Consider the following 24242-nt stretch of genomic DNA (forward strand, 5'->3'; position numbering starts at 1 on the left):
TGCCGCGCCACCGGCTAGCCGGTGCGCCGTTGGGTGCTGGCCGGCCTGGCGCTGCTGGGCTGGCAGCCCCTCACGTCCTGCGCTCCCAAGCCGCCGCAGCAGCTGCCGGCCCAGGCCCAGGCGCAGGCCACCGCCGCCGACTCTGCCGCCGCCCAGCCGCAGCAGCTCATCATTCGCGGCCAGGTGTTCGATGGCGCGAGCAAAACCGCCGCGCAAGTCAATATTTTCATCAATGGCACCCCGTACGGCACCGTGACGGACGAGCAGGGCCGGTTTGAGCTGCGCATGGCGCCCGACTGGGCGCCCCTGGCCGGGGGCACGCTGGAGCTGCGCTTTGTGGGCAACCCCTTTGATTTTAAAGAGCAAACGCTGAGCTTGAACACGCGCACCACGCCGCCGCCGGTCCCCCTGGTGGTGCGCATGAAGTCAGTGCCCCGGCGCGGACAGGTTGTGGGCAAAGTCCAGATGACTGCCCCCCCGGTGATGCCGCCGCGGAAGTAAGCAGTCCGCCGCAAGCTTGGGGCTGCTTGTTCTTCTCCGCGCAGGGCTGGCGCCAAACTCCTCCTTGTGCCAAACTTTTAGCCCCGAAAAAGCCTTTTGGGAGGGTATGAAAGTTTTGCGTTTTGCCCTGCTGCTCGTGCTGGCTTCGGCCTGCTCCATTCTCAAGCCCACTACCAAAAACGACGTCTTCCCCGGTCAGGCCCAGCTGCCGCAGGAAGAAGCGCCGCACGTGAACAACTCCCTGGAATGGTGGTATTTCACGGGGCACTTGAAGGACGTGACCACGGGCGAGGAGTTTGGTGTGGAATACGTCTTTTTCCACTTCAGCCCCGATGGCAAGAAGGATTACCAGATGGTAAACTTTGCCCTGACCGACCCGCAAACGCAGCAGTTCAAGTACGACTACAAGCTGGATAAGCTGGCTGCGCCACTCACGGCCGCGCTGCCCATCACCCTGAGCGAAACAAAGGACGCCCAGAACTGGACTCTTACCGGGCAGGAAGGCCGCTACCAGCTGCAGGCCCGCATGGCCGCCCACGCCGGGCAGGCCATCAACCTGAGCACTACGCCCACCAAGGCGGTGCTGCTGCACGGTGGCACGGGCTACGAGCAGTACGGGGCGGTGGCGCAGGCGGGCTACTACAGCTACCCGCGCCTAGCCACTACCGGCACCATTGAAGTAGGCGGCAAAACCCACCAAGTAGCCGGCGAGCTCTGGTACGACCGGCAGTGGAACTGCGGCAGCGTGAACAAGCGCAACGTGGCCTGGGACTGGCTCAGCATCCAGCTCAACGAGCCCCGGGAGGAAGTAATGGTGTACGCCGTGCACGACACCAAAACCGGCCAGAGCATCGGAGGCGGCTCGCACTACGGCGCGCAGGGCGAAAACCTGCACCTGGCCGAAAAGGACTTCAAGCTGGAGCCCGTCACGTACTGGACCAGCCCTACTTCCAAAAAGAAGTACCCCGCCACCTGGCACCTCACCGTGCCCGGCAAAGGCTACGACCTGACCATTACGCCCCTGGTGCCCAATCAGGAATTGAATCTACTCCTTTTCAAAGTCCTGAAATTGAACTACTGGGAGGGCATGTGCCGCGTGACCGGTACCCACAACGGCCAGCCCGTGACCGGCAACGCCTACGTGGAGATTACGAATCGGTAGGGTATTGCTCCCCAAAAAGGCCTGTCATCCTGAGCGGAGCGAAGGACCTTAGCACACCAGACCAAATTGCAGTAATCAATGCATTTACTGCGCAACGTTCTGCGGTGCTAAGGTCCTTCGCTCCGCTCAGGATGACAGGCTTTTAAATTAGCTAAAAAACAGCCTTACTGGTTGAGCACGATGCGGAACGTGGTGCCGCGGCCTATTTCGCTCCATTTTACAAAGAGGCGGCCTTCGTGGTAGTTCTCGATGATGCGCTTGGCCAGGGCCAGACCCAGGCCCCAGCCGCGCTTTTTGGTGGTGAAGCCGGGCATGAACACACTTTCCAGCTTGTGGCTGGGGATGCCCTTGCCGGTGTCGGTGATGTCGACGGCTACCTGGCGGGGCGGGGCGCTGCGGCGGTACCAGCTGCGGCGGGTGCGCACGCGGCGCAGGTGCAGCGTGATGGAGCCGCGCCCGTCCATGGCGTCCACGGCGTTTTTGCAGATGTTTTCAATCACCCAGTCGAACAGCGGCACGTTGATGCGGGCGGGCGTATCGAGCGGCAGGTCGGATTCTATCTTGAAAATCACCTTTTTGGAAACCCGGCTGGAGAGGTACTCAATGGCGTTGCGGGTGGTATGGAACAGGTTTTCGTCCTTGAGCACCGGCACCGAGCCGATGTTGGAGAACCGCTCGGTGATGATTTCCAGGCGCCGGATGTCCTTTCCCAGCTCCTCCACAATGGGCTCATCTTTGAACCGGTCGGAGTCGCGGAGGTAGTTCTGCCAGCCCACCAGGCTGCTGAGTGGGGTGCCCAGCTGGTGGGCGGTTTCCTTGGCCAGGCCCACCCACACGCGGTTTTGCTCGGCCCGGCGCGAAGAGCTAAACGCGAAGTAGGCAATGATGCCCAGGCAGCCGATAACCACCAACTGCACCAGCGGGTAGGTGCGCAGCTGCTGCAGCAGCTGCGAGTCGCGGTAGTAGATGTAGTTCACCTGCCCGGCCCCAAACTTCACCACAATGGGCGGGTGTTGCTGCTTCATGAGCAGCAGCTCGCTCTGCAGCAGCCGCACCGAATCGGCCTCCGACACGCGGGCCGGCATCACAATGTTCTTGGCCGCAATGGTGTTCACGCCATCGCTGAGAATCACCGGGATGGTGGCGTTGGCGTTTACTATCTCGCTGAAAACGAATAGGGTATTGGAGTCCTGCTCGGAATTGATGATGAATTCCTGGGCCTTGGCATAGAGCCGGATTTGCTGCTGTTCGCGTGCCGATACCCGTTGCACCAGCAAATTGGTGTAGACCACCGTAGCCGCCCCAATGAGCAAGGCGATGACGGCAACCAGAATTTTGAGGCGGGACTTTTGGTCGTAAATCGGAATCATCGACAGGGAGTACGGGGCTGGCAGAGGAACGGCAACAAATCGGCTGTCATCCTGAGCGCAGCGAAGACCTTATTACCGAAGAACAGTTTGCAGCAAATAATTTGTTAACTGCGAATCGTTTAGCGGTGACAAGGTCCTTCGCTGCGCTCAGGATGACAGGGAGAACTACCCCACCAGCACTGCTTCGCTGGCCGCAATTTCCTGCAGGATGCCGTACACCACGTCGGGCGTTTCGGCATTTACCAGGCTGGTGCGCCAGGACTTGGCACCTTCCAGGCCGCGGAAGTAGTGCGCGTAGTGGCGGCGCATCTCAAAGATGCCCACTTTCGGGCCTTTCCACTCCACGCTTTTGTCGAAGTGCATCTGGCACATGGCCACCCGCTCTTCCAGCGTGGGCGGGGCCAGCAGCTCGCCGGTGGCCACGTAGTGCTTGATTTCGCGGAAAATCCAGGGGTAGCCAATGCTAGCGCGGCCCACCATCACGCCGTCCACGCCGTAGCGGTTTTTGTATTCGAGGGCTTTCTCGGGCGAGGTAATGTCGCCGTTGCCGAAGATGGGGATGTGGATGCGGGGATTGTCCTTGATTTTGGCAATGAGGCGCCAGTCGGCGTCGCCCTTGTAGAGCTGGGCGCGGGTGCGGCCGTGCACGGTGAGGGCCGCAATGCCAATGTCCTGCAGGCGCTCGGCTACTTCTTCCACGTTTTTGGTGCCCTCGTCCCAGCCCAGGCGGGTTTTCACGGTCACGGGCAAGTGGGTGTTGCGGATGACGGCGGCCGTCATCTCCACCATCTTCGGAATGTCCTGGAGCAGGGCCGCGCCGGCGCCGCGGCAGGCCACCTGCTTCACCGGGCAGCCGTAGTTGATGTCAATCAAATCGGGCCCCACTTCGGTGCTGATGGCCGCGCACTCGCCCATGGTCTCCACATCGGACCCAAACAGCTGAATGCCAATAGGCCGTTCGTAGTCGAAGATATCGAGCTTTTTCCGGCTCTTGGCCGCCGCCCGAATCAGGCCTTCCGACGAAATAAACTCGGTGTACATCAAGTCGGCCCCGTTGGCCTTGCACACCGCGCGGAAGGGCGGGTCGCTCACGTCCTCCATGGGCGCGAGCAGGAGCGGGAAGTCGGGAAGGGTGATGTTGGGGCCTATGTTAACCACGTTTATGTAAATGCTAAATGAACGTCATCCTGAGCTTAGCGAAGCATCTCTACTGCATCGTTGCAACGATTGGGTTACTATTGCATGCGAGATGCTTCGGCTGCGCTCAGCATGACGTTCCATGTAGTGAGCTATGCAAGCCTAAGTTAAAAACTGCGGTAAATTTACGCCCTTCCCAACCAGTCGCCCTCTATGAAAGGTTTCCTGCCGCGCACATTGCACCCCGGCCTCCAGATATTGATGCTTTTGGTGCTGATGGTGGCCGGCGCTTGCCTGGGCTACGCCATTATCTTCGGAGTGGCGCTTAAAGGCTACGGCCTTTCCGTGATGGAAGTGCAACAGGTGATGACCGCTCCCGCCACCCACCCGCAAGGCTGGAGCCTGCTGATGATGGCGCAAGGCGTGCTGCTGTTTTCGGCTTTTGCGGGCGGCTCGCTGCTGCTGGCTTCGGCCATGGGCTACAGCTGGGCCGAGTATTTCAATCCGCGCCGGCTGGGCGCGGCGTGGTGGTTGCTGGCGGTGGGTGTGCTCATCGTGGTTATTCTGCCCTTTATGTCCAGCCTGGTGGCGTGGAACGCCGATGCGCGTTTTCCGGCTTTTCTGCGCGATTTTGAGGTATGGGCGCGGGCCAGCGAGGACCGGGCCCAGGGCCTCACCAAGTTCCTCACCCGCTTCAATACCACTACCCGGTTTCTGGTGGGCGTGGTAGTGGTGGCCGTGGTGCCGGCCGTTGCCGAGGAGCTGGCGTTTCGGGGCGTGGTGCAGAAAAACCTGGTGCGCTGGTTTTCGCCGCACGTGGGCGTGTGGTTGGGAGCGGCCATTTTTTCGGCCATTCACATGCAGTTCTTTGGGTTCGTGCCGCGGTTTGTGCTGGGGCTGGTGCTGGGCTACCTCTACCTCTGGAGCGGCAATATCTGGGTTTCCATAGCCGCCCACTTTACTCAGAACGCCTTTCAGCTTCTTATTGTGTACCTCACGCAGCGCGGCCAGTTCGGCTGGGGCTTCGACCCCGACTCCACCGAAGCACTGCCCTGGTGGCTGGTGGTTCCGTCGGCGCTGCTCTCGGCTGGCCTGCTGTACTTCCTATACCAGCGCATGACGGCCCCGGCCCCGCCCACCCAAATGCTCACCCTCAGCCACGACGGCGTGGCGGTGCGCGAGCTAGATGCCTAATGGTATTTCGTAGTTGAACGGCAAACTGAACCGACCCCAACCACGCAACTTCAACTCTATCCCCAACGACGAGACGCTAGCAAGCGCCTCTACACTCCTTCCGATTTGCCCGACGCTACGCCTCCGATTACCCCCACCTCACCCGAAGCTCCCGGCAAAAAGGCTGCTCCCAGCGACCTGCGCCAGCGTGTGATTTACGCCTCCATTGGGGCGGTTCTGCTGCTGGGCAGCGTGTGGTACAGCGCCTGGAGCTTTGCGCTATTTTTCGCGGCGGTGCAGGTGAAAATGCTGCTGGAATTCTACCGGATGATGCGGGCGGGTGGCTACGCGCCGGCGAAGTGGATAGGCGTGGGGGCAAGCTTGGCTACCATTGCAGGTCTGGTTTTTATGGTGGCGGCCAACGAAGAGGGTACGCTGGGCCACGCTCCAGTGGTGGCCATTGCCTTGTTTCTATGCTTGCCCGTTGTGCTCCTGTTGCGAGCGATAGTTCTGTGGCCCAAACACAGTAAGCCGTTCTCCGATGTAGCTGTTACCCTCGCCGGCCTGTTCTACGTGGGCTTCCCGATGACTTTGTTGGGCGTCATCGCAAATTTTCACACCACCTACGACTACCGCCGCATTTTCGGCCTGCTCTTCCTCGTTTGGGCCTCCGATATCGGCGCTTATGCCGCTGGCAAAACCTTTGGCAAGCACAAGCTGGCCCCCAGCATCTCGCCCGGCAAAACCTGGGAAGGCTGGGCCGGCGGCTTCCTGCTCACCCTGGCCGTGGGCTGGGCCCTCACGTTCATGCTGCCCGACGTGCCCCTGGCGCACCTGCTTGTGGCGGCCGGCGTGGTGGCCGTGTTCGGCCCCCTCGGCGACCTAGCCGAGTCCATGCTCAAGCGTAGTGTGGGCGTGAAGGATTCGGGCACGTTTATGCCCGGCCACGGTGGCCTGCTCGACCGCTTCGACGCCTTCCTGCTGGTGCTGCCGGTGCTGGCGTTGCTGCAGTTGCTTGCTAATTAACCAGTAGCTTTTGGCTGATAGCTGTTGGCTTTTTTTTGGTATAAGTACTAACAGCTAATGGCTGAAAGCTAGCAGCTAATCAACGTACCTTTGCGGCCCTAAACCCCAGGCTCACTCCCACCCAACACTTTTCCATACAAATCAGAATGGCAGCTCACCACACCGTGTACAAAGAACCAGCCCCGTTGCTGGACCGTGAAAACCCGCTGGAATCCATGATGTCGCGCTTTAACATCGCGGCCGACATTCTGGGGCTCGACGAGGCCACGTACAACGTTCTCAAGGCCCCCGACAAGCAGGTTATCGTGAACATTCCCGTGACGATGGACGATGGCCAGATTCACGTGTTTGAGGGCTACCGCGTTATCCACAACACCATTCTGGGCCCGAGCAAAGGCGGCATTCGCTACGATAAAAACGTGCACCTCGACGAGGTGAAGGCCCTGGCGGCCTGGATGACCTGGAAGTGCGCCGTGGTAGACATTCCCTACGGCGGTGCCAAGGGCGGCATCATCTGCGACCCTACCACCATGAGCGCCGGCGAGATTGAGCGCATGACCCGCGGCTACACCCTGGCCCTAAAAGACGTGTTCGGCCCCGACCGCGACATCCCGGCCCCCGACATGGGCACCGGCCCCCGCGAAATGGCGTGGCTGATGGACGAATTCTCCAAAACCAACGGCATGACCTCGCCCGCCGTGGTCACCGGCAAGCCTCTGGTAATGGGCGGCTCGCTGGGCCGCACCGAGGCCACCGGCCGCGGCGTGATGGTGTCGGCCCTGGCCGCTCTCAAAAAGCTCAACATGAACCCCAACGAAGTTTCTGCCGCCATTCAGGGTTTTGGCAACGTGGGCTCGTGGGCTGCCATCCTGCTGCACGCCGAAGGGGTTAAAATCAAGGGCGTATCCGACATCTCGGGTGCTTATTGGAACGAAAACGGCATCAACATCGACGAAGCCGTGGCGTACAAAAACGCGCACAAAGGCCGCTTGGAAGGCTTTACCGGCGCCACGCCGATGGACCCCAACGACCTGCTGATTTCCGACGTGGACATGATTGTGCCCGCTGCCGTGGAGGACGTGATTACCGAGCACAACGCGCACAAAATCAAAGCCAAGCTCATTGTGGAGGGTGCCAACGGCCCCACTTCGCTCGGCCGACTCCATTATCAACGAGAAGGGCATTATGGTGGTGCCAGATATCCTGGCCAACTCCGGTGGTGTCACGGTGTCGTACTTCGAGTGGGTGCAGAACAAGCAGGGCTTTAAGTGGAGCCTCGACATGGTGACCGAGCGCGCCGACCGCATCATGAACGACGCGTTTGAGAAAGTGTACAGCACCAGCCAGAAATACAACGTTCCGATGCGCATCGCCGCCTACGTGGTGGCCATCGACAAAGTAGCCCAGACCTACAAGTTCCGCGGCGGTTTCTAAGCCCCGGCGCAATCCATAAACGCTGGCCCTGGCGTTTATGGGTACGAAAGCAGCGCTCAACTAACGTTTTGCGCGCTAAGAGAACATCCGGCCCACTTTACCCGTTGCGGTAAGGTGGGCCGTTGTTTAAGCAGAGGGCTTTAACTTGCACCCCAGGCGGCCTGTTTCGCTATTCGCATGAAGATTCACAAAGAAGGAAGACGCATTCTGTTCGTCACGCTGCTGGTTTTGCTGGCGCTCAACTTACTGGTATTTAATTTCAACAAGGGCGCTGACTTGGTCAACCGGCTGTTTGCCGGGGCTACGGTTATCGTTTTTCTGTTGATTTTACAGTTCTTCCGGAGCCCGTTCCGGCACCTGTTTACCCACGAAGACTTGCTGCTGGCCCCCGCCGACGGTAAGGTGGTGGTGATTGAGAATGTGTTCGAGCCCGAATACTTCAACGACGAGCGCAAGCAAATCAGCATTTTCATGTCGCCCATTAACGTGCACGTCACGCGCAACCCTATTTCGGGCATGGTGAAGTACTTCAAATACCACCCCGGCAACTACCTGGTGGCCTGGCACCCCAAAAGCAGCACCCAGAACGAGCGCACCACCGTGGTGGTGGAGAGCGACGCCGGCCCGCTGGTGCTGTTCCGGCAGATTGCCGGCGCCATGGCCCGCCGCATTGTGTGGTACGTGAACGAGGGCGACGAAGTAACTCAGGGCGAAGAGTTCGGCTTCATCAAGTTCGGCTCCCGCGTCGACGTTTTCGTGCCCATGGACACCGAAATCAAAGTAGAATTGGGCCAGAAAGTGAAGGGCGGCGCCACGGTTATTTGCCAGTTGAAGGTAAAGTAGCGCACTTGCGATTATTGTATAAAAAGGCCCGGCTGCAGCGATGCGGCCGGGCCTTTTTGCTGTTTGACGTGCTTGGGCTGCCAGCTTACATGCTGCACAAATAATCAGGAGCTCGTGTTTTCAGCCAATACGTGCGGTACAAACTCCGATAGATTGGTAATGAGCCCGGCTTCGCGTCGAAAGCCAATGGCGCAGGCTTCGCCGGCCCAGAACACCCCGGCCTGGTAAAGCCGGCCCTGGGTGTCGGTGGGCAGCTCGGCCCAGCGCTGGTAGAGCTGGGGCTGCTGGGCAAAGTCGCCGGGCACTTCGGTGCCGGTGCGGCCATCGGGCCGGATTTCGGCCACGTTCTGGCCCTCGCGGCCGAAGAGCGGCTTGCGCACGTGGTGGCCGGGCAGGGGCGCCAGGCTGGCTTCGAGCAGCAGCGGGTGGTGCGGGAATACCTCCCACAGGTGGGCCAGCAGGGCTTTGCTCTGGAATAGCAGGGTGTAGGCGGGGTTAGCAGTCACCACGTCGCGGGTGAGCTGCAGCTGGGTGAGGTCGGCGGTGAGTTCGGGTTCTTCCTCCGCCAGTATTTCCCAGGGCACGAGCTTGAAGAGGAAATCGAATTTCTGCCATTGTCCGGGCACGGTTTCGGCCCACACGCCACGGTCTTCGCCCTGCACCGACACGCGCATGTCGTCGGCAGGGCAGATGTGGAGGTCGGCAAAGCCGGCGGTGCGGGCGGCTTCGGCCAGTACGGTGCAGTTGGCCTCGTCCTCGGCGCTGCCGGGCAGGTACACGAGCAGCAGGGTAGCCTGCTTGTCGATGTTGAGCGTGCGCCAGTGGCGGAACTGGTCTTCGAGGCACTCAAACAGCCCGTTGGCCTGGCTGGCTTCGTCGGCTTGGCCGGCCGCCACGAGGCTGGCCCATTGCACGACCACGGTTTCGGGCAGGCTGGTAGCGGTGTCGGCGTTGAATTCCAGCAACTTGGGGCCGTCGGGCGTCATGGCCAGGTCAAAGCGGCCGTAGAGGTGCCAGTGCCGCTCGTCGTTCCAGGAGTGCCGCACGGCCTCCCACAGGTTGGCCGGAATGGCCAGCCGCTGCAGAAACTCGTCGGGAATGGGGTCGGGTATGGCCTCTACCAGCATTTCGTAGAGCGTGTCGGCGGCCTGCAGTAGCGTTTCGGCTTCGGTTTCGGGCAGCTGCACGGCTTCGCGGGCCACGTAGTTCTGGCAGGCTTCCTCAATGGCCCATTCCCAGCCCAGCGTGCGCACGGCGGGGGATACATCGCCGGGTAGCGGCAGGAGGTTAATCATAAGTCGGAAAATGAGTTATCAGGAAACTCGGAGTGAAACAGAACGTGGTGCTGAGCCGAAAAGAACGTCATGCGGGGGCACAGCAAAACGTCATGCTGAGCGCAGTCGAAGCATCTCTGCCGCTTCGCCTAACGGGGGACCTCACCCCTGCCGGGCACGGCCCCGGCCCCTCTCCAAAAGAGAGGGGAGCCTAACGAAGCGGTAGAGATGCTTGACTGCGCTCAGCATGACGTTCTCTTTGTAAAGTGCTTCAGCATTCAGGCGCAACTAGCCGCCAAACCCGCGGAAGCCGCCGCGATTGCCGAAACCACTGCTGCGGCCGGCCGGCGCACTGCTCCGGGTGCTGGGCCGGGGCGCGGTGCGCACGGTAGAGCGGCTTTCCGAGATGCCGGCGTTGGCAGAGGTGCCGGCGCCGGCAAAGCCCCGGCCGAAAAAGCCCCGGCCGGCCTGGCGCTCGCTGGCCACGTTGGCGCGCCAGCCCTGGTTGCGTTGCAGAATGCCGGAGTTGCGGTAGGCGCCCGTGTTAGGCGTGAGGAAGCGGCCCGCCATGTAGCCGATGCTGCTCCACATTAGGATGTCCATCATGCCGGTGCCGGCCATGCGGTTTTCGGGGTTGGCGCGGCTGTACTCCTGCATTTTGTTTTGCAGGGCCTGGCCTTGTAGGGTATCCACTTTGCCGTCGAAATGGCGCAGTATGGCAGCCACTTCTTCTTTGCCAGCTGGCTGTTCGGCCGTGATTTTCCACTCACCGGGCTTTACTTCGGTCATTTCTGTGATGACGCCCTGGCTGTAGGTTTCGCCGCCCCAGCCGGCTTCGGCGCCGTTGGTTTGGCTCTCGCCATTGTCGCTGGAGCAGGCGGGCAGCAGCAGGCCAAAGCTGCTGGCTGCGGTGAGGAGCAGCACGTTGCGGCGCCAATCGCCGAGGGGATGAAAATGCTTCTTCATAATAAATAACAGGAAAGGAAGGGAGTGCCTAAAGTACTACCGAAGCGTTAGAACCACTGGGCGGCCAGCTGCATGAGCTGCTCGAGGGCGGCCTGGTCGTCGTGGTCGAAGTCGTTGAGCTGGTCGCTGTCCACGTCCAGCACGGCCACTACCTGGCCGTTTTTAATAATGGGCACCACTATTTCTGACTTCGAGTCCGAGCTGCACGCAATGTGGCCGGGAAACTCTTCCACATCGGGCACCAGCAGCGTTTGGGCCTGGGCCCAGCTGGCGCCGCACACGCCTTTGCCGTGCCGAATGCGCGTGCAGGCAATGGGCCCCTGAAACGGACCCAGCACCAGCTCATCGGCTTTCACCAGATAAAAACCCACCCAAAAAAAACCGAAGGCCTGCCGAAGCGCGGCCGCCGTGTTGGCAAGGTTGGCGGTGAGGTCTGATTCGCCGGTGGTCAGGGCTGCTATCTGGGGCAGTAGCTGCTGGTATTGCTCGGCTTTGGTGAGCGTGGTATCGAGGGTGAGGTTTTCGGCCATGGAGTATAAAAGCGCAGCGGATTGGGCGCGCAGTGGAAATATCAAGTGGTTATTCGCTGAGCTGCAACGGGCATTACGGCAATCGAGCGTTAATGCGCGGGGTGTTTGCGGTCGTTCACGTACCAGAACAATTCATCGGGCCCAACGTTCCGGCGCTCGCGCAAACCGCTTAGCCCAAGGCGGGGGGCGGCAATGCCCTGGCCCAGCTTCAGGGGCGACCGGAACACCCGGATTTCGTCCCAGAGCCCAGCGTTAAGCAGCGCGTTGAGCACGGTGGGGCCGCCTTCTACCAACACGGATTGCACCTGGCGCTCATACAAATCGGCGAGGACCTGGGGGAGCAGGTCGTTGGCTTCCGACAGGGTGACGAGGGTGAGGTTGGTGGCGGGTCGGGGCTGCCGGTAGGTGTAGATGAGGGTAGCCTGGGAGCCATCGAGCAGGTGGTGGGTAGGCGGCAAGCTCAGGTTTTTGTCAATGACGAGGCGCGTGGGCTGGGGGCCGGGCCAGTTGCGCACGCTCAGGCGGGGGTTGTCGTGCAGGGCCGTACGCGTGCCCACCAGGATGGCCTGCTCCTCGGCCCGCCACTGGTGGGTGAGCAAGCTGGCCTGCGGCCCGCTGATTTGCACCTGCTGGAAGTAGCGCCCCGCCAGGAACCCATCGGCGGTTTCGGCCCATTTAAGCACCAGATAAGGCCGTTTTTTTTCGTGGTAATGAAAAAACCGCCGGTTCAGCCACCGCCCTTCTTCGGCCAGCAGACCGGTTTCTACGGCGATGCCGGCGGCACGCAGCTTGGCAATGCCCCGCCCGGCCACCAGCGGAAACGGGTCGTCGTTGCAGATAACAACATCGCGCACGCCTTGGGCAATGAGCAGGTCGGCGCAGGGGGGCGTTTTGCCGTGGTGGGCGCAGGGCTCCAGGGTCACGTACACGCGGCTTTCCGGCAGCAAAGCCGGGTCGGCCACGGCCGCCAGTGCGTTCACTTCGGCGTGGGGGCCACCGTACCGCTCGTGCCAGCCCTCGCCAATGATGCGGCCCTGGTGCACCACCACGCACCCCACCAACGGATTGGGCCGGGCGTAGCCGGTGCCCAGGTGCGCCAAATCCAGGGCGCGGCGCATGAAAATTGCATCATCAGGTTTCATGGGGGCGAAGGTAGGCAGGGCCCCGTGGCTGCGCCTTGCGCCTACATTTGCCCCACAATGACAACCCGCGACTTCACTACCTCCCTTTCGGCCTCCCTTCACCCCCTATACCCGGAGCGCGAAGCCCAGGCCATTGCCGCGCTGGTAGTAGAGCACCTGCTGGGCCTGAACGCCCTGCAGCGCATGATGGCCGCGCAGGACCACGTGCCGCCTGCCACCGAAGCAGCGCTGACACCACTGCTGGCCCGACTGCAGGCCCACGAGCCCGTGCAGTACGTGCTGGGCACGGCGCACTTTGCCGGCCTGGAGCTGGAAGTAACGCCCGCCACCCTCATCCCGCGTCCCGAAACCGAAGAGCTGGTGCAGGTGATAGCGCAGGAGCAGCGCGGTCGCACCGGCTTGCGGGTGCTCGACGTGGGCACCGGCTCGGGCTGCCTGGCCATTGCGCTGGCCCAGGCACTGCCAAAATCCCACGTGCTGGCCGTGGATATTTCAACCGAAGCCCTGGCCGTGGCCCGCCGCAATGCGGCCCGCCACGCCCCAGCGGTAATTTTTGAGCAGCTTGATATTTTGAGTGGTTTACCTGCCGGCATCGCCCCCGGTACGCTAGACGTGCTGGTGAGCAACCCTCCCTACGTGCGCGAAAGCGAGCGGCCCCAGATGCGCAACAACGTGCTGGCCTGGGAGCCCGCCACCGCCCTCTTTGTGCCCGACGAGGACCCGCTGCTGTTCTACCGCCGCCTGACGGAGGTAGGACGCGAACTGCTGAAACTTGGCGGCAGCATCTATTTTGAAATTAATGAGGCGCTGGGCCCCGAAACAGCCGCCTTGCTCCTGGAGCACAGCTATGAAGACGTGCGCGTGCTGCCCGATATGTTCGGCAAGGCCCGAATGGTGCGGGCCACCCGCACGTAGCGGGGGGGGGGGATAAACAGCTAAAAGCCCGTCATGCTGAGCTTGCCGAAGCATCTCTACTGCGCAGCTAATCAATTTTAGTATTGCGGTAGAGATGCTTCGGCTGCGCTCAGCATGACGGGCTGCTTTAACCTCGTCCTATCTGCCTACAAATTCTGCTTCACAAAATTCGTCATCTGGCGGTAGAGGTGCAGGCGCGTATTGCCGCCCGAGATGCCGTGGTTACGGTTCGGGTAGTACAGCGTCTGGTAGTCTTTGTTGGCCTTGATGAGGGCATCGACGAAGGCGATGGAGTTTTGGAAGTGCACGTTGTCGTCGCCGGTGCCGTGCACCAGCAGGAACTTGCCTTTCAGGTTCTGAGCGAACTGCACGGGCGAGTTCTCGTCGTAGCCGGCGGGGTTTTCCTGGGGCGTTTTGAGGTAGCGTTCGGTGTACACGGTGTCGTAATAGCGCCAGTTCGTGACCGGGGCCACGGCGATGCCCATCTTGAAGAGGTCGGCGTTTTTGGTCATGGCCAGCGAGCTCATGTAGCCGCCGTAGCTCCAGCCCCAGATGCCGATGCGGGACTTGTCCACGAAGGGCAGCGTGGCGAGGTACTTGGCCCCCTCGGCCTGGTCGATGGTTTCGAGCTTGCCTAGGTTGGCATAAGTAGCCTTGCGGAAGGCCGAGCCGCGGCCCGAAGTGCCCCGGTTTTCTACCGACACCACCAGGTAGCCCTGCTGGGCCAGCATCTGGTGCCAGAGGTAGTTGCCACCGCCGTAATTGTCAAGCACGGTCTGGCTGCTGCTGCTGCCGAAGCTGGGGCCACCGTACACGTGCATCAGCACGGGGTATTTCTTGGCGGGGTCGAAGTTGGCGGGCTTTATCATGTAGGCGTTCAGGTCCACGCCCTCGGAGGTTTTAATGGTCATAAACTCCAGCTTGCCGAGGTCGTACTGCGCCAGGATCTGCTTGAGGCGGGCGTTGTCTTCCAGCGTTTTCACGAGTTTGCCAGTGGCACCTTCGCGGAGGCTGGTCACGGCCGGCACACCGGCCGAGGAGTGCACGTTGAGGAAATACTTGGTGTCGGGGCTCATGTTCACCACGTCGATGCCGCTGCCGACTTCGCTGATGCGCTGCTTGCCACCGCCTTTCAAGTTCACGCGGTACAGGTGGCGCTGCAGGGCCGAGCCTTCGGTGCTGGTGAAATACACGAAGCCGGTTTTGGGGTCGAAGCCGTTTATCTGGCTGATTTCCCAGTTGCCCTTGGTGAGCTGGCGCACCTGCTTGCCGTTCATATCGTGCAGGTAGAGGTGCTGGTAGCCGTCTTTTTCGCTGGTAAATACAAACTGCTTGCCGCCCGCCAGGTAGTTCAAATCATCGTTTATTTCCACGTAGGCCGCGTTGGTATCGGTTAGTACCACTTTGGTTTTGCCGGTGTTGGCATCGGCGTGCAGGATTTCCAGCTTGTTTTGCAAGCGGTTCAGGCGCTGAATGCTGAGCAGGTTCGGGGCCGTGGTCCACATCACGCGCGGGATGTACTGGTCGGGCTCGGGGCCTACGTCCATTTTGGTGGTGCGGCCGCTGGCCATGTCGTAGGTGCTCACGCTCACCACCGAGTTCTTTTCGCCGGCTTTCGGGTATTTAAAGCGGTTTTCTTTGGGGTAGAGTCCGACCCATTCCTGCATGTCATACTCGGGTACCTGGCTTTCATCAAAGGTGTAGTAAGCCAGCTGCTTGCTGTCTGGCGACCAGAAAAAGCCCTGGGCGAAGCCGAATTCTTCCTCGTACACCCAGTCGGCCGAGCCGTTGATGAGGTTGTTTTTTACGCCGTTGGTGGTCACGGCGGTTTCCTTCATGGTGGCCAGGTCGGTCACATACACGTTGTTGTCGCGGGTGAAGGCCACGCGCTGGCCATCGGGCGAGAACGTAGCGTAGCCCTGTTTGCCGCCGGCGCTCAGCGGCGTCAGCTTCTTGCTGGCCCGGTCAAACACGTAATATCTGGACTTGGCGCTGCGCCGATAAATGGGCTCAGTTTCGGTGGTGAACAGAATTTTCTGCTCGTCGGAGTTGAAGGTATAACCGTCCACATCCAGCGGGGCGTTGGCGCCGGCCGGCTGCAGGTCGGCCGCGGCCACCAGCGTTTGCAGGGCCTTGCCGGTGGTCACTTGGTGCTGCACCAGACTGCCTCCCTCAAGCGCCGAGTAGTAGCGGCCGTCTTTCATCCAGTTGAAGCCCGGCACGCTGGCCGAGCGAAAAGTGGGCTTGGCCCAAATGTCCTCCAGGGTGAGGGGGAGCTTCTGCTGGGCTTGAGCGGCGGTAGTGGTAACACCCGGCACCAGAGCCGGGCCGTGAGCGGCCAGTAGCGCGGCCAGCGCAAAAAAGCGAAAACGCATAAACACGAAAAGAGAGAGCGAAATAAGGGAGGGAACCGAACGTTAAAGGTAACAACCACCGGCAGCACCGTTGCACGCCGTGGCTCCGGCTACCTTTGCATTATGCGCTTTCGCTTCCTGCTGCTCCTTCTGCCCGTGCTCCTGGGGGCCTGTTCTAAAAAGGACCGGCCCGTTCAGCTCGATTTCATCGGCAGCACCACGCTCACTTCCGGCAACGCCGTGGTGAACCCCAACGACACCCTGCGCACCCGCGCCTTTGCCGTGGGCAACGACAACTTGCTCCAGCGCCTGCGCATCACGGTCAGCTACTCGGCCGGGCTTTTCCCCTTCCTCTACCCGGTGCCGCTGTCCGGCTTCGACCCCAAAAACTTGCCCGGCGCCCGGGATATAGTGTACCTGGATTCGCTGATAAGCCCCATTCTGAGCACGCCCACCTACACCTCGCCCTACCGGGGCGGCGAGTTTCTGTTTGAAAACCGTTTTGCCGCCCGCTCCACGTCCGGTACCGAGCTATGGCAGTACACCGCCACCGACGCCGCGCGCGAAAGCGCGCGCGGGCCTACCGCCTCACCGTGCGCAAGCCGGACTCGGCCGCCGTGTTCCATAACTACACCACCCTCATTCGGCCCGTACCCGGCTCGCCGGTGGCGGTGTCGGCGTTGCCAGCCGCCGACCGGCCCCTGCGCAACCGCGCCCGCGTGTTTCTCAACCTGCGCTCGGGCCTGCTGCTGCCCAAGTATTCGCTGCTCAATAAAGAAGCCTCACTGCAAAGCAACCAGCTGCTGGTGGACGTGGTGTGCGTGTCCAACGCCGCCAACTCCATCATCCGGTTCGATAGCCCGGCGGCCGACAGCCTGAAGAAAAAGCTGTCATCAGTCAGCTGGCCGGTGGCCAACCGCCGCCGCACGCGCCTGCTGCGCACTTCCCTCACCGAAACCACGTTTGCAGCGGCCAGTACCACCGCCGCATTCGCTGCCGCTTTCGCCAGCGGCCAGCCCTTCACCACCGACAGCCTTTCCACCGGCCCGCTGGCCACCGGCAGCGTGGTGGCTTTCCGCACCGGCGAAGGATACTTTGGACTGCTGCTCGTTGCGAACCTGCTACCCGGCACCTCGCCGCTGCTCAACTGCAGAGTGCGCGTGCAGAAATAGCCATCATGCCAATACAAACTGCCCAAAAAAGGCCGCTCCAGTCCGGAGCGGCCTTTTTTTGTAGGAAGGTGATGAGTAGCTGCTCTGCGGGCTAAAAAGTAATGCCCGCCGTGAGGCTGGTGGTGAAGCGGGAATTATTCACCTTGATTACGGGCTGCTGCTCATTGGCCAGCGTGTAAGGCGTGTACACCTGGTTGAGGGTAGAATACACGGCGGCGGCATCAATGAAGAAGTTGCCCTGCCGAATGCCCAGGCCCCCGGTGTAGAAGTTCTGGCCGCGCTCGTTTGAGTTGTCCTCCACGTAGGGGGTGCCGTAGCGGGCGTAGCCCACGCGCACCCGAAACACGTCGAAACGGCCCTCGGCGCCCACGCGCAGGTTTACCGTGTTTTTGTAGCGGGACCTGATGTCCTCGTTCTCGGTGCTAAACGAGTAGTTGTCGCCGTTGGCATCCTGGTCGTCATTGTTGAAGCGCGCCTGACCGTAACCTACGTACTCCACATCGCCCGATATAAAGCCGAGCTTGCCGATGGTGTACGCCACCCCGCCATTGGCCCGAAATGGCGTGGTGAGCCGGTAGGCATAGTCATTGGGCAGGGCTTCGACGGAGGTAATGCCCACGGGCCCGGTTGGGAGCGAAACCGAAACAATGTCGGTGCCCTGAGCGCTGAAGTCGGTGGTGATGGAGGACGTGTACCGCTCCGAGAATTTCATAAACGTGGGCGACTGCACGGATGCGCCCACGCGCAGGGCGTCGGTGGCGCGGTATATCAGGCCCAGCCGCGCATTGAAGCCATTGCCGGTGGTAAAGTTTTCGTCGCGCAGCGTGTAGCTGGTAAGGTGCGTAGTAGGGTCGTTCTCGGTTTCGGTAAATTCCCGAACCGAACGGTAATTGGAGCTGACAATGCCCAACCCAACGCCCACGTAAAGCCGGTCGCGGTAGCTGGCACCGTAGCCCAAGTCAAACTGCGACATGGAGCCCCGGGTCGCAACGGATTCCGACTGCCCAATGGGCCCGCGGCGCACCCGCGAGACAATGGCAGAGTCGGCGCCGGAGCGGCTGCGCACAATGCTGGTGAGGTAAGCCCCGTAGGCCAGGCCATCGGCCGACGTGTAGTTGCCGGAGTTGCCCTGCTCGCGCAAGTCATCGAAATATCCCTGGCCGGCCGTGCCGCGCAACGAAGCCAGGTAGGATTGGTTATCGCCCGACACCGTGCGGCCGTTCACGCTGCGGTCGGTGAGCTGCCCACTGTAACGGGAAGCGGCATTAAAATCGGCCAGGCGGGTGAAGCCGAGCGCAAAAGCGCCGCCGCGCCAGTTGGTGCTTTGGTCGCCATCGGGACGCCGGGTGGTGAACACCAAGCCGCCGCTGCCCACGTGGAAGCTGTTCTTGGTGGCGTTCTGGGCTCCCGATGCGTTGCCTTCAATGCCGGCGTCGCTCTGGCCCAGGCCAAATCCCGGTGTGAAGTGCAGCTCCGATTTCTGGTACATGCCCAGGCCGGCGGGGTTGCTGGTCAGGTTGCCAAAGTCAGCGCCTACGGCTACGTTGGCTCCTCCTATGCCCAGGGAGCGGGCGGGGCCGCCTATTTGCAGGCGGGAGTAGCGCAGGGCATCACTGGCGCCCTGGGCAAAGGCGTGGCCTGCCTGCCCTGCTACGAGGGCCAGGCCAAGCCAGATTATCCGTTTTTTCATGGGGGTTGGAAGAAAAGGAGCCAGCCGTTGGGCCAGCTCACTTGAAGCAAGTTTTGCAGAAAGTATCAACTCAGGAGTTATTCGCCCCGACCACGGCTCCGGCCGCCGCCGCGATTGCCGCCGTCGTTACTGCCGCCGCCGTTGTTGGAGGGCGACGAGTAAGAAGGCTCGCTCCGCTGCTGAGGCCGCTCGTAAGACTGCTGGCGGGGTTGCTCATACGTTTGCTGGCGCTGCTGCTGGCGGGGCTGGTCGTAGCTGCGCTGCTGGCGGGGTTGTTCCGTGGCTTGCGTGTTGGTGTTGGTAGGCTGCATGGGCGGGCTTTGGAAAAAGCCCCCGCGGCGGCGCTGGCCCTCGGGCTGCGTATCGGTGCGCTCGGGTTGGGTGGGTTCGCCCTGGGTGGTGCCCACATCCATGCTCTGCCGGCGGCCGGCGTTGTAGCCATCGCGGGTGGGGCGGGTGCCATCTGCGGGCTGGTCCATGTTGCGGTACACGGGCTGCTCCGATACCCGCGACTGGCGTCGGGGCTGGTTGTAGCCTTCGGCGCGCTGGCTGCCACTCACGCTTTCGCTGCGCTGGCGGGTGTTGCCGGGAGCCGGTGCGGCCAGCTGCTCGTTGGAGTTGGTGGGAGCCATGCCTTCGGTCCGCACGCGGCTGTTGCCGTTTACCACGCTGGGGCTGTTACCCGAGCCAGTAGCGTTGCCCGACGAATACCGGCCATCCGATACCCGGTTGTTGCGATGGCCCGAAGTCCGGCCCCGTACGTTGTCGTTGCCGTTGCCATAGTAGCGGTTATTGTTATTGCCATAGCCGTAGTTGTTGCCATAACCGAAGTTGTTGCCGTAGTAGGCGCCGCGACCATAGTAGCCGCCGTAGAAGGGGCTGCTGTAGTAATAAGGGTCATAGAAACCACCGCCGTAGCCACCAAAGCCAGGTCGGCCAAACCCGTACCCACCGTAGCCGCCATACCCCCACGGCCGGCCAAAGCCCAGGCTGATGCTCAGCCCCGGGCCATAGCCAAAGGGACTACCAAACGGGCTGTAGAAGGAGCTATAAAACGGGTCGCAGATGCCGTAGGGCGAAAAGCCACAAGCACCACCACCCCAGGCATAGGCGTTGTAGTTGATGCTGGTGTAGGGGCTATACGGCATGTAATCGGTCACGCCGTAGCTCGGCACGCCGCGCATGTAAGTGTAGGTATTGTCGTAGTACTCGTCGGAGCCGCGGCTGCTTTGACGGGCGGGGGCGCTGGCGGTGTTGCCGTTGTAGTCCGGGTTGGCGGCCTCGTTGGCACTTGGGCTGGGCTCCTGGGCCGGGGCTTCCCGCATCACGGCCGTGGTGCGGTCTTTGGAGGAATAGTACACGCCATCGTCTTCCGACGTCGCGAGACCAGCGGTACCGGCACAGCCACCCAACGCGAGCAAGGCCAAAGCGGGCAAAAATGCGGTGAGCAGGTTTTTCATAGCTAAAGAATGAAGGGTGGGCGGGCTGGGGGTAAAGTAACGATGCAAACGGCGGAGCAAGTGGTTGAACGCTGCTACCCAGCTATGGTTTAACACGCTGAGTAAAAAAAGGAAACGTGCAGCGGTCCGGACGGCGCCGGTAATCGGCATGCCATCCCTCGCGTGCGGTCCGCGCATTAGTAACGTAATTTGACCCCGAAACGGTGCCCTTTTAACAACTCAAATCTTGTACCAGAGTTGGGAACTTTTTCAATTAATTATAAGATGCATCCCATGAGCAAAAAGTTGCCTACCCGCCAGGAAGATTATTCCCTTTGGTACAATGAGTTAGTGAAGCGCGCGGGCCTCGCCGAAAACTCCGCCGTGCGCGGCTGCATGGTTATAAAACCCTACGGCTACGCCATTTGGGAAAAAATGCAGCGCCAGCTGGACGACATGTTCAAGCGCACCGGCCACGAAAATGCCTACTTCCCCATCTTCATCCCCAAAAGCCTGTTCGAGGCCGAGGAGAAAAACGCCGAAGGCTTCGCCAAAGAGTGCGCCGTGGTCACCCACTACCGCCTCCAGACCGACCCCGACAACCCCGGCAAGCTGCGCGTAGACCCCTCTGCCAAGCTGGAGGAAGAGCTGGTGGTACGCCCCACCTCGGAAGCCATTATCTGGAGCACCTACAAAAACTGGGTGCAAAGCTACCGCGACCTGCCCCTGCTCATCAACCAGTGGGCCAACGTGGTGCGCTGGGAAATGAAGACCCGGATGTTTCTGCGCACCGCCGAATTCCTGTGGCAGGAAGGCCACACCGCTCACGCCACTGCCGAGGAGGCCGTGGCCGAAACCCGCCAGATGCTGGACGTGTACGCCGAGTTTGCCGAAGAGCACATGGCCCTGCCGGTAGTGAAGGGCGTGAAAACCCCCAACGAGCGGTTTGCCGGTGCCGAGGACACGTATTGCATTGAGGCCCTCATGCAGGACGGCAAAGCCCTGCAGGCTGGCACCAGCCATTTCCTGGGCCAGAATTTCGCCAAGGCCTTTGACGTGACCTATGCCACCAAAGAAGGGGGCCTGGAGCACGTGTGGGGCACCAGCTGGGGCGTGAGCACCCGCCTGATGGGTGCCCTCGTGATGGCGCATTCCGACGACGAAGGCCTGGTGCTGCCGCCCAAGTTGGCCCCCATTCAGGTGGTCATCGTGCCCATCTACAAGTCCGGCGAGCTCGACGCTTTGCTGGACCGCATTAAACCCATTCAAATGGGCCTCATTGCCCGCGGCATCTCGGTGAAGCTGGACGCCCGCGACACTGAGCGCCCCGGCTTCAAGTTTGCCGAGTGGGAGCTGAAGGGCGTGCCCGTGCGCCTGGCCATTGGCGCGCGCGACCTTGACGGTGGCACCGTGGAGGTGGTGCGCCGCGACACCAAGGAAAAATTGAGCCTGCCGCTGGCCGATATCGTGGAGAGCGTGGACCAATTGCTCACCGATATTCAGAGCAACATCTACGCCAAGGCCAAGAAATTCCGTGAAACCCACACCACCCGCGTCGACAGCTACGACGAATTCAAGCGCGTGCTCGATAACGAAGCCGGCTTTGTGCTGGCCCACTACGACGGCACTTCCGAAACCGAGGAACGCATCAAGGAGGAAACCAAAGCCACCGTGCGCTGCCTGGCCCTCAACGAGCCCGACGAAGACGGCGTGTGCATGGTGACCGGCAAGCCCAGCGTGCGCCGCGCCTACTTCGCTCGCGCCTACTAACCAACTCTCTCCGGAGGTCGGAAACAAAAAGCTCCATCGGTTCGCCGATGGGGCTTTTTGCATTTTTATTAGCTTGTCCTTGAATAAAATAACATATTAATTATGAGAGTAATAACAAGTGATTAAGCTGAAAGAAGGTGTATCAAAATAATACGATACCAATTATTTATTTGATAATACCTCATCAGTGCGGGTTTCGTCCATTATATTTAACCAGCAAAAATTTGCACTTCTTTCCAATCACCCATTTCACCTCATTTGTTATGCGTCTACTCCTACTGAGCTTCTTTACCTTGTGTGCCCTTGCTGGCCAGGCACAAACCGCTCCCTTCGCAGTTCCCGAAAAAGCCGCTGCCAAGCTGGAAAAGCTACTGAAGCAGACCCAGACCGAAGTAGAAGTTGGCAAACGCGCCAGCAAGCTACCCGCCGAAACCCGGCCGATGCTCAACAAGATTCTGGTGCAATCGACCAGGGAGTTCCTGGCCATCACGGCCGCCAAGCCCACCAAAGACGCGTACCTGCAAGGCCTGGACGCCGGGCTGGCCCGCCTCGCTCCCTTGGTGCCCAACACCGATGACCGGGCCCAGGTAGCCGAACACTTCCAGGACCTGCTCGACATCGTGGGGCTGAAAAGCTCCGAGGGCCGGTTGACTGCCTTCATGGAAGGCAGCACCATGGCCGCGCGTTAATCCCCCGTTGAACCTCTACGGCAATGCCAGGCAGATATTCTGCCTGGCCTTGCTGCGATGTATCTTTAGGGGTCACTAACTCCTCCTGCCCCATGCCCTGGCTCACCATTGGATTGCTCTTGCTGTTCGGCCTGCTTTTTATCGCGGTCGAAGTCATTTTTATTCCCGGCACCACCATCGTGGGCTTCGTGGGCTTCGCGCTGCTGGCGGTGGGCGTGTGGATGGGCTACCGCGACTTTGGGAACGAGGTGGGGCACTACGCCCTGCTAACCGTGGCCGTGCTGGCCAGCCTGATTGTGTACGTAGGACTTCGACCGAAAAACCTGGATAAAGTGGCCCTGAACACCGTGAACAACGCCACCGTGCGCGACGTGCGCCGGGCCGATGTGGCTCCGGGCACGGTGGGCCGCACATTGTCGGCGCTGCGGCCGGCGGGCACGGCGCTGTTTGGCGACGAGCGCCGGGAAGTGGTGACGCGGGGCGAGTTTGTGGCCTCGGGCAGTGATGTGCGCGTGCTCAGCATTGAGCAAAACCGCATTGTGGTAGCGACTGCGTAGGGCGGCGTTAATTTACCTGTTACTTTACGCCATGAATTTCCCCTTTGCTCCCTTAGTAATAGCAGCCGTTGTGCTGTTGGTTTTACTCTATTTCTTCCCGATTAGCCTGTGGGTCACGGCTATCTTTTCGGGGGTGCGCGTCAGCCTGTTTCAACTGGCTTTCATGCGGGTTCGGAAGGTGCCGCCGTCCCTCATCGTCAACTCGATGATTACGTCGACCAAAGCCGGGCTGCAGCTTACGGCCAACGATTTGGAAACCCACTTTCTGGCCGGGGGCAACGTGCCCAACGTCATCAAAGCTTTGATTTCGGCTGATAAGGCCAATATTCCGCTCACCTTCAAGCAGGCTACGGCCATCGACCTGGCCGGCCGGAACGTGTTTGAAGCCGTGACCACCAGCGTAAACCCCAAGGTGATAAACACGCCCAACGTGGCTGCTGTGTCGCAGGACGGCATTCAGCTCATCGTTATTGCCCGCGTCACGGTGCGGGCCAACATTGCTCAGCTGGTGGGCGGCGCCGGCGAAGAAACCATTCTGGCGCGGGTAGGCGAGGGCATCGTGAGCACCATCGGCTCGTCGAAATCGCACAAGGAAGTGCTGGAGAATCCCGACAAGATTTCCAAGCTGGTGCTCTCGAAAGGACTGGACGCCGGCACGGCCTTCGAAATTCTGTCCATTGACATTGCCGATGTGGACATCGGAGAAAACATCGGTGCTAAGCTGCAAATCGACCAGGCCGCTGCCGACCTGCGCGTGGCCGAGGCCCGCGCCGAAGAGCGCCGCGCCATGGCCGTGGCCGTGGAGCAGGAAAACCGCGCCAAAACCCAGGATGCCAAAGCCCGCGTGGTAGAAGCCGAAGCCGAAATCCCCAAAGCCATTGCCGAAGCCTTCCGCAGCGGCAACCTGGGCGTGATGGACTACTACAAAATGCGCAACGTGCAGGCCGATACCGAAATGCGCGACTCTATTGCCAATCCCGGCGGCGGCGGCAGTGGCAGCACCAAGCCGGGCCGCGAAGAAGGCCGGCAGTCTTAACCCTCGCCGCTTAGCCATCTCTTCGGAAGAGGTAATGATGGAGGCATCGTGTTAGCAGTCAT

The 24242-nt window shown here is 61.0% G+C and carries 21 protein-coding genes and 1 pseudogene; 12 read left to right on the forward strand and 10 right to left on the reverse strand.

From position 1 onward, the window contains the following. Window positions 1-21 precede the first annotated feature (21 nt). Together BEN48_RS02735 and BEN48_RS02740 are read left to right on the forward strand one after the other, a co-directional pair. Window positions 22-501, forward strand: a complete 480-nt coding sequence (locus BEN48_RS02735; protein WP_070732719.1) for a carboxypeptidase-like regulatory domain-containing protein — start codon at window positions 22-24, stop codon at window positions 499-501. A 106-nt stretch (window positions 502-607) separates the two neighbouring features. Continuing rightward, window positions 608-1663 carry a lipocalin-like domain-containing protein gene (locus BEN48_RS02740; RefSeq protein ID WP_070732721.1) on the forward strand — a complete coding sequence of 352 codons (1056 nt, stop codon included), beginning with the start codon at window positions 608-610 and terminating at the stop codon, window positions 1661-1663. Window positions 1664-1827: 164 nt separating this feature from the next. On the opposite strand, the gene BEN48_RS02745 is transcribed toward BEN48_RS02740, so the two are convergent. Then, window positions 1828-3033 carry an ATP-binding protein gene (locus BEN48_RS02745; protein WP_070732723.1) on the reverse strand — a complete coding sequence of 402 codons (1206 nt, stop codon included), beginning with the start codon at window positions 3031-3033 and terminating at the stop codon, window positions 1828-1830. Window positions 3034-3198: 165 nt separating this feature from the next. Further along, on the reverse strand, window positions 3199-4191 hold the full coding sequence (dusB, locus tag BEN48_RS02750) for a tRNA dihydrouridine synthase DusB (RefSeq protein WP_070732725.1): 993 nt from the start codon (window positions 4189-4191) through the stop codon (window positions 3199-3201). A gap of 192 nt (window positions 4192-4383) precedes the next feature. On the opposite strand from dusB, the gene BEN48_RS02755 reads away from it, so the two are divergent. The 4 genes and pseudogenes from BEN48_RS02755 to BEN48_RS02770 all read left to right on the forward strand — a co-directional run bounded on the left by BEN48_RS02755 (window position 4384) and on the right by BEN48_RS02770 (window position 8646). Next, a complete protein-coding gene (locus tag BEN48_RS02755; RefSeq protein ID WP_070732727.1) occupies window positions 4384-5364 on the forward strand; it encodes a CPBP family intramembrane glutamic endopeptidase in 981 nt (326 codons plus the stop codon). A gap of 105 nt (window positions 5365-5469) precedes the next feature. Then, on the forward strand, window positions 5470-6369 hold the full coding sequence (locus BEN48_RS02760; RefSeq protein ID WP_083320697.1) for a phosphatidate cytidylyltransferase: 900 nt from the start codon (window positions 5470-5472) through the stop codon (window positions 6367-6369). 146 nt (window positions 6370-6515) lie between these two features. Continuing rightward, window positions 6516-7803 (forward strand): annotated as a pseudogene (locus BEN48_RS02765) (Glu/Leu/Phe/Val family dehydrogenase). Window positions 7804-7980: 177 nt separating this feature from the next. Then, window positions 7981-8646 carry a phosphatidylserine decarboxylase family protein gene (locus tag BEN48_RS02770; RefSeq protein WP_070732729.1) on the forward strand — a complete coding sequence of 222 codons (666 nt, stop codon included), beginning with the start codon at window positions 7981-7983 and terminating at the stop codon, window positions 8644-8646. A 104-nt stretch (window positions 8647-8750) separates the two neighbouring features. Here BEN48_RS02770 and BEN48_RS02775 read toward each other — a convergent pair whose 3' ends face one another. The 4 genes from BEN48_RS02775 to ribD form a co-directional block, all read right to left on the reverse strand. Further along, on the reverse strand, window positions 8751-9941 hold the full coding sequence (locus tag BEN48_RS02775) for a glutathionylspermidine synthase family protein (protein WP_070732731.1): 1191 nt from the start codon (window positions 9939-9941) through the stop codon (window positions 8751-8753). A 267-nt stretch (window positions 9942-10208) separates the two neighbouring features. Then, the gene (locus tag BEN48_RS02780) at window positions 10209-10886 is read right to left on the reverse strand and encodes a hypothetical protein (RefSeq protein ID WP_070732733.1); all 678 of its coding nucleotides are present in this window, start codon (window positions 10884-10886) and stop codon (window positions 10209-10211) included. Window positions 10887-10933: 47 nt separating this feature from the next. After that, the gene (locus BEN48_RS02785; RefSeq protein WP_070732735.1) at window positions 10934-11416 is read right to left on the reverse strand and encodes a GAF domain-containing protein; all 483 of its coding nucleotides are present in this window, start codon (window positions 11414-11416) and stop codon (window positions 10934-10936) included. 89 nt (window positions 11417-11505) lie between these two features. Beyond that, window positions 11506-12558: a bifunctional diaminohydroxyphosphoribosylaminopyrimidine deaminase/5-amino-6-(5-phosphoribosylamino)uracil reductase RibD gene (ribD, locus tag BEN48_RS02790; protein ID WP_070732737.1), complete on the reverse strand. Its 1053-nt coding sequence runs from the start codon at window positions 12556-12558 to the stop codon at window positions 11506-11508. A 57-nt stretch (window positions 12559-12615) separates the two neighbouring features. Between ribD and prmC the strand changes: the two genes are divergently transcribed. Further along, window positions 12616-13473, forward strand: a complete 858-nt coding sequence (gene prmC, locus BEN48_RS02795; RefSeq protein WP_070732739.1) for a peptide chain release factor N(5)-glutamine methyltransferase — start codon at window positions 12616-12618, stop codon at window positions 13471-13473. A gap of 146 nt (window positions 13474-13619) precedes the next feature. Here prmC and BEN48_RS02800 read toward each other — a convergent pair whose 3' ends face one another. Both BEN48_RS02800 and BEN48_RS19915 read right to left on the reverse strand, forming a co-directional pair. Further along, the gene (locus tag BEN48_RS02800; RefSeq protein ID WP_070732741.1) at window positions 13620-15848 is read right to left on the reverse strand and encodes a S9 family peptidase; all 2229 of its coding nucleotides are present in this window, start codon (window positions 15846-15848) and stop codon (window positions 13620-13622) included. Window positions 15849-16021: 173 nt separating this feature from the next. Beyond that, the gene (locus BEN48_RS19915; protein ID WP_262490071.1) at window positions 16022-16144 is read right to left on the reverse strand and encodes a hypothetical protein; all 123 of its coding nucleotides are present in this window, start codon (window positions 16142-16144) and stop codon (window positions 16022-16024) included. A 216-nt stretch (window positions 16145-16360) separates the two neighbouring features. On the opposite strand from BEN48_RS19915, the gene BEN48_RS02805 reads away from it, so the two are divergent. Further along, window positions 16361-16999 carry a hypothetical protein gene (locus BEN48_RS02805; RefSeq protein ID WP_070732743.1) on the forward strand — a complete coding sequence of 213 codons (639 nt, stop codon included), beginning with the start codon at window positions 16361-16363 and terminating at the stop codon, window positions 16997-16999. A gap of 91 nt (window positions 17000-17090) precedes the next feature. Here the strand turns inward: BEN48_RS02805 and BEN48_RS02810 are convergent, their stop codons facing one another. Continuing rightward, complete coding sequence (locus BEN48_RS02810) at window positions 17091-18689, reverse strand: OmpP1/FadL family transporter (protein WP_070732745.1); 1599 nt, start codon at window positions 18687-18689, stop codon at window positions 17091-17093. 77 nt (window positions 18690-18766) lie between these two features. Next, the gene (locus tag BEN48_RS02815; protein WP_070732747.1) at window positions 18767-20149 is read right to left on the reverse strand and encodes a hypothetical protein; all 1383 of its coding nucleotides are present in this window, start codon (window positions 20147-20149) and stop codon (window positions 18767-18769) included. A gap of 273 nt (window positions 20150-20422) precedes the next feature. Between BEN48_RS02815 and proS the strand changes: the two genes are divergently transcribed. The 4 genes from proS (at window position 20423) to floA (ending at window position 24180) form a co-directional block, all read left to right on the forward strand. Further along, window positions 20423-21898, forward strand: coding sequence for a proline--tRNA ligase (gene proS, locus BEN48_RS02820; protein WP_070732748.1), 1476 nt, complete (start codon window positions 20423-20425; stop codon window positions 21896-21898). A 263-nt stretch (window positions 21899-22161) separates the two neighbouring features. Then, window positions 22162-22587: a DUF4844 domain-containing protein gene (locus tag BEN48_RS02825; protein ID WP_070732749.1), complete on the forward strand. Its 426-nt coding sequence runs from the start codon at window positions 22162-22164 to the stop codon at window positions 22585-22587. A gap of 92 nt (window positions 22588-22679) precedes the next feature. After that, window positions 22680-23144 (forward strand): NfeD family protein, encoded by a 465-nt coding sequence (locus BEN48_RS02830; protein ID WP_070732751.1) that lies wholly within the window; start codon window positions 22680-22682, stop codon window positions 23142-23144. A 31-nt stretch (window positions 23145-23175) separates the two neighbouring features. Further along, on the forward strand, window positions 23176-24180 hold the full coding sequence (gene floA / locus BEN48_RS02835) for a flotillin-like protein FloA (protein WP_070732752.1): 1005 nt from the start codon (window positions 23176-23178) through the stop codon (window positions 24178-24180). Window positions 24181-24242: the final 62 nt, after the last annotated feature.

It is taken from the genome of Hymenobacter glacialis, assembly GCF_001816165.1.
Taxonomy (GTDB): Bacteria; Bacteroidota; Bacteroidia; order Cytophagales; family Hymenobacteraceae; genus Hymenobacter; species Hymenobacter glacialis.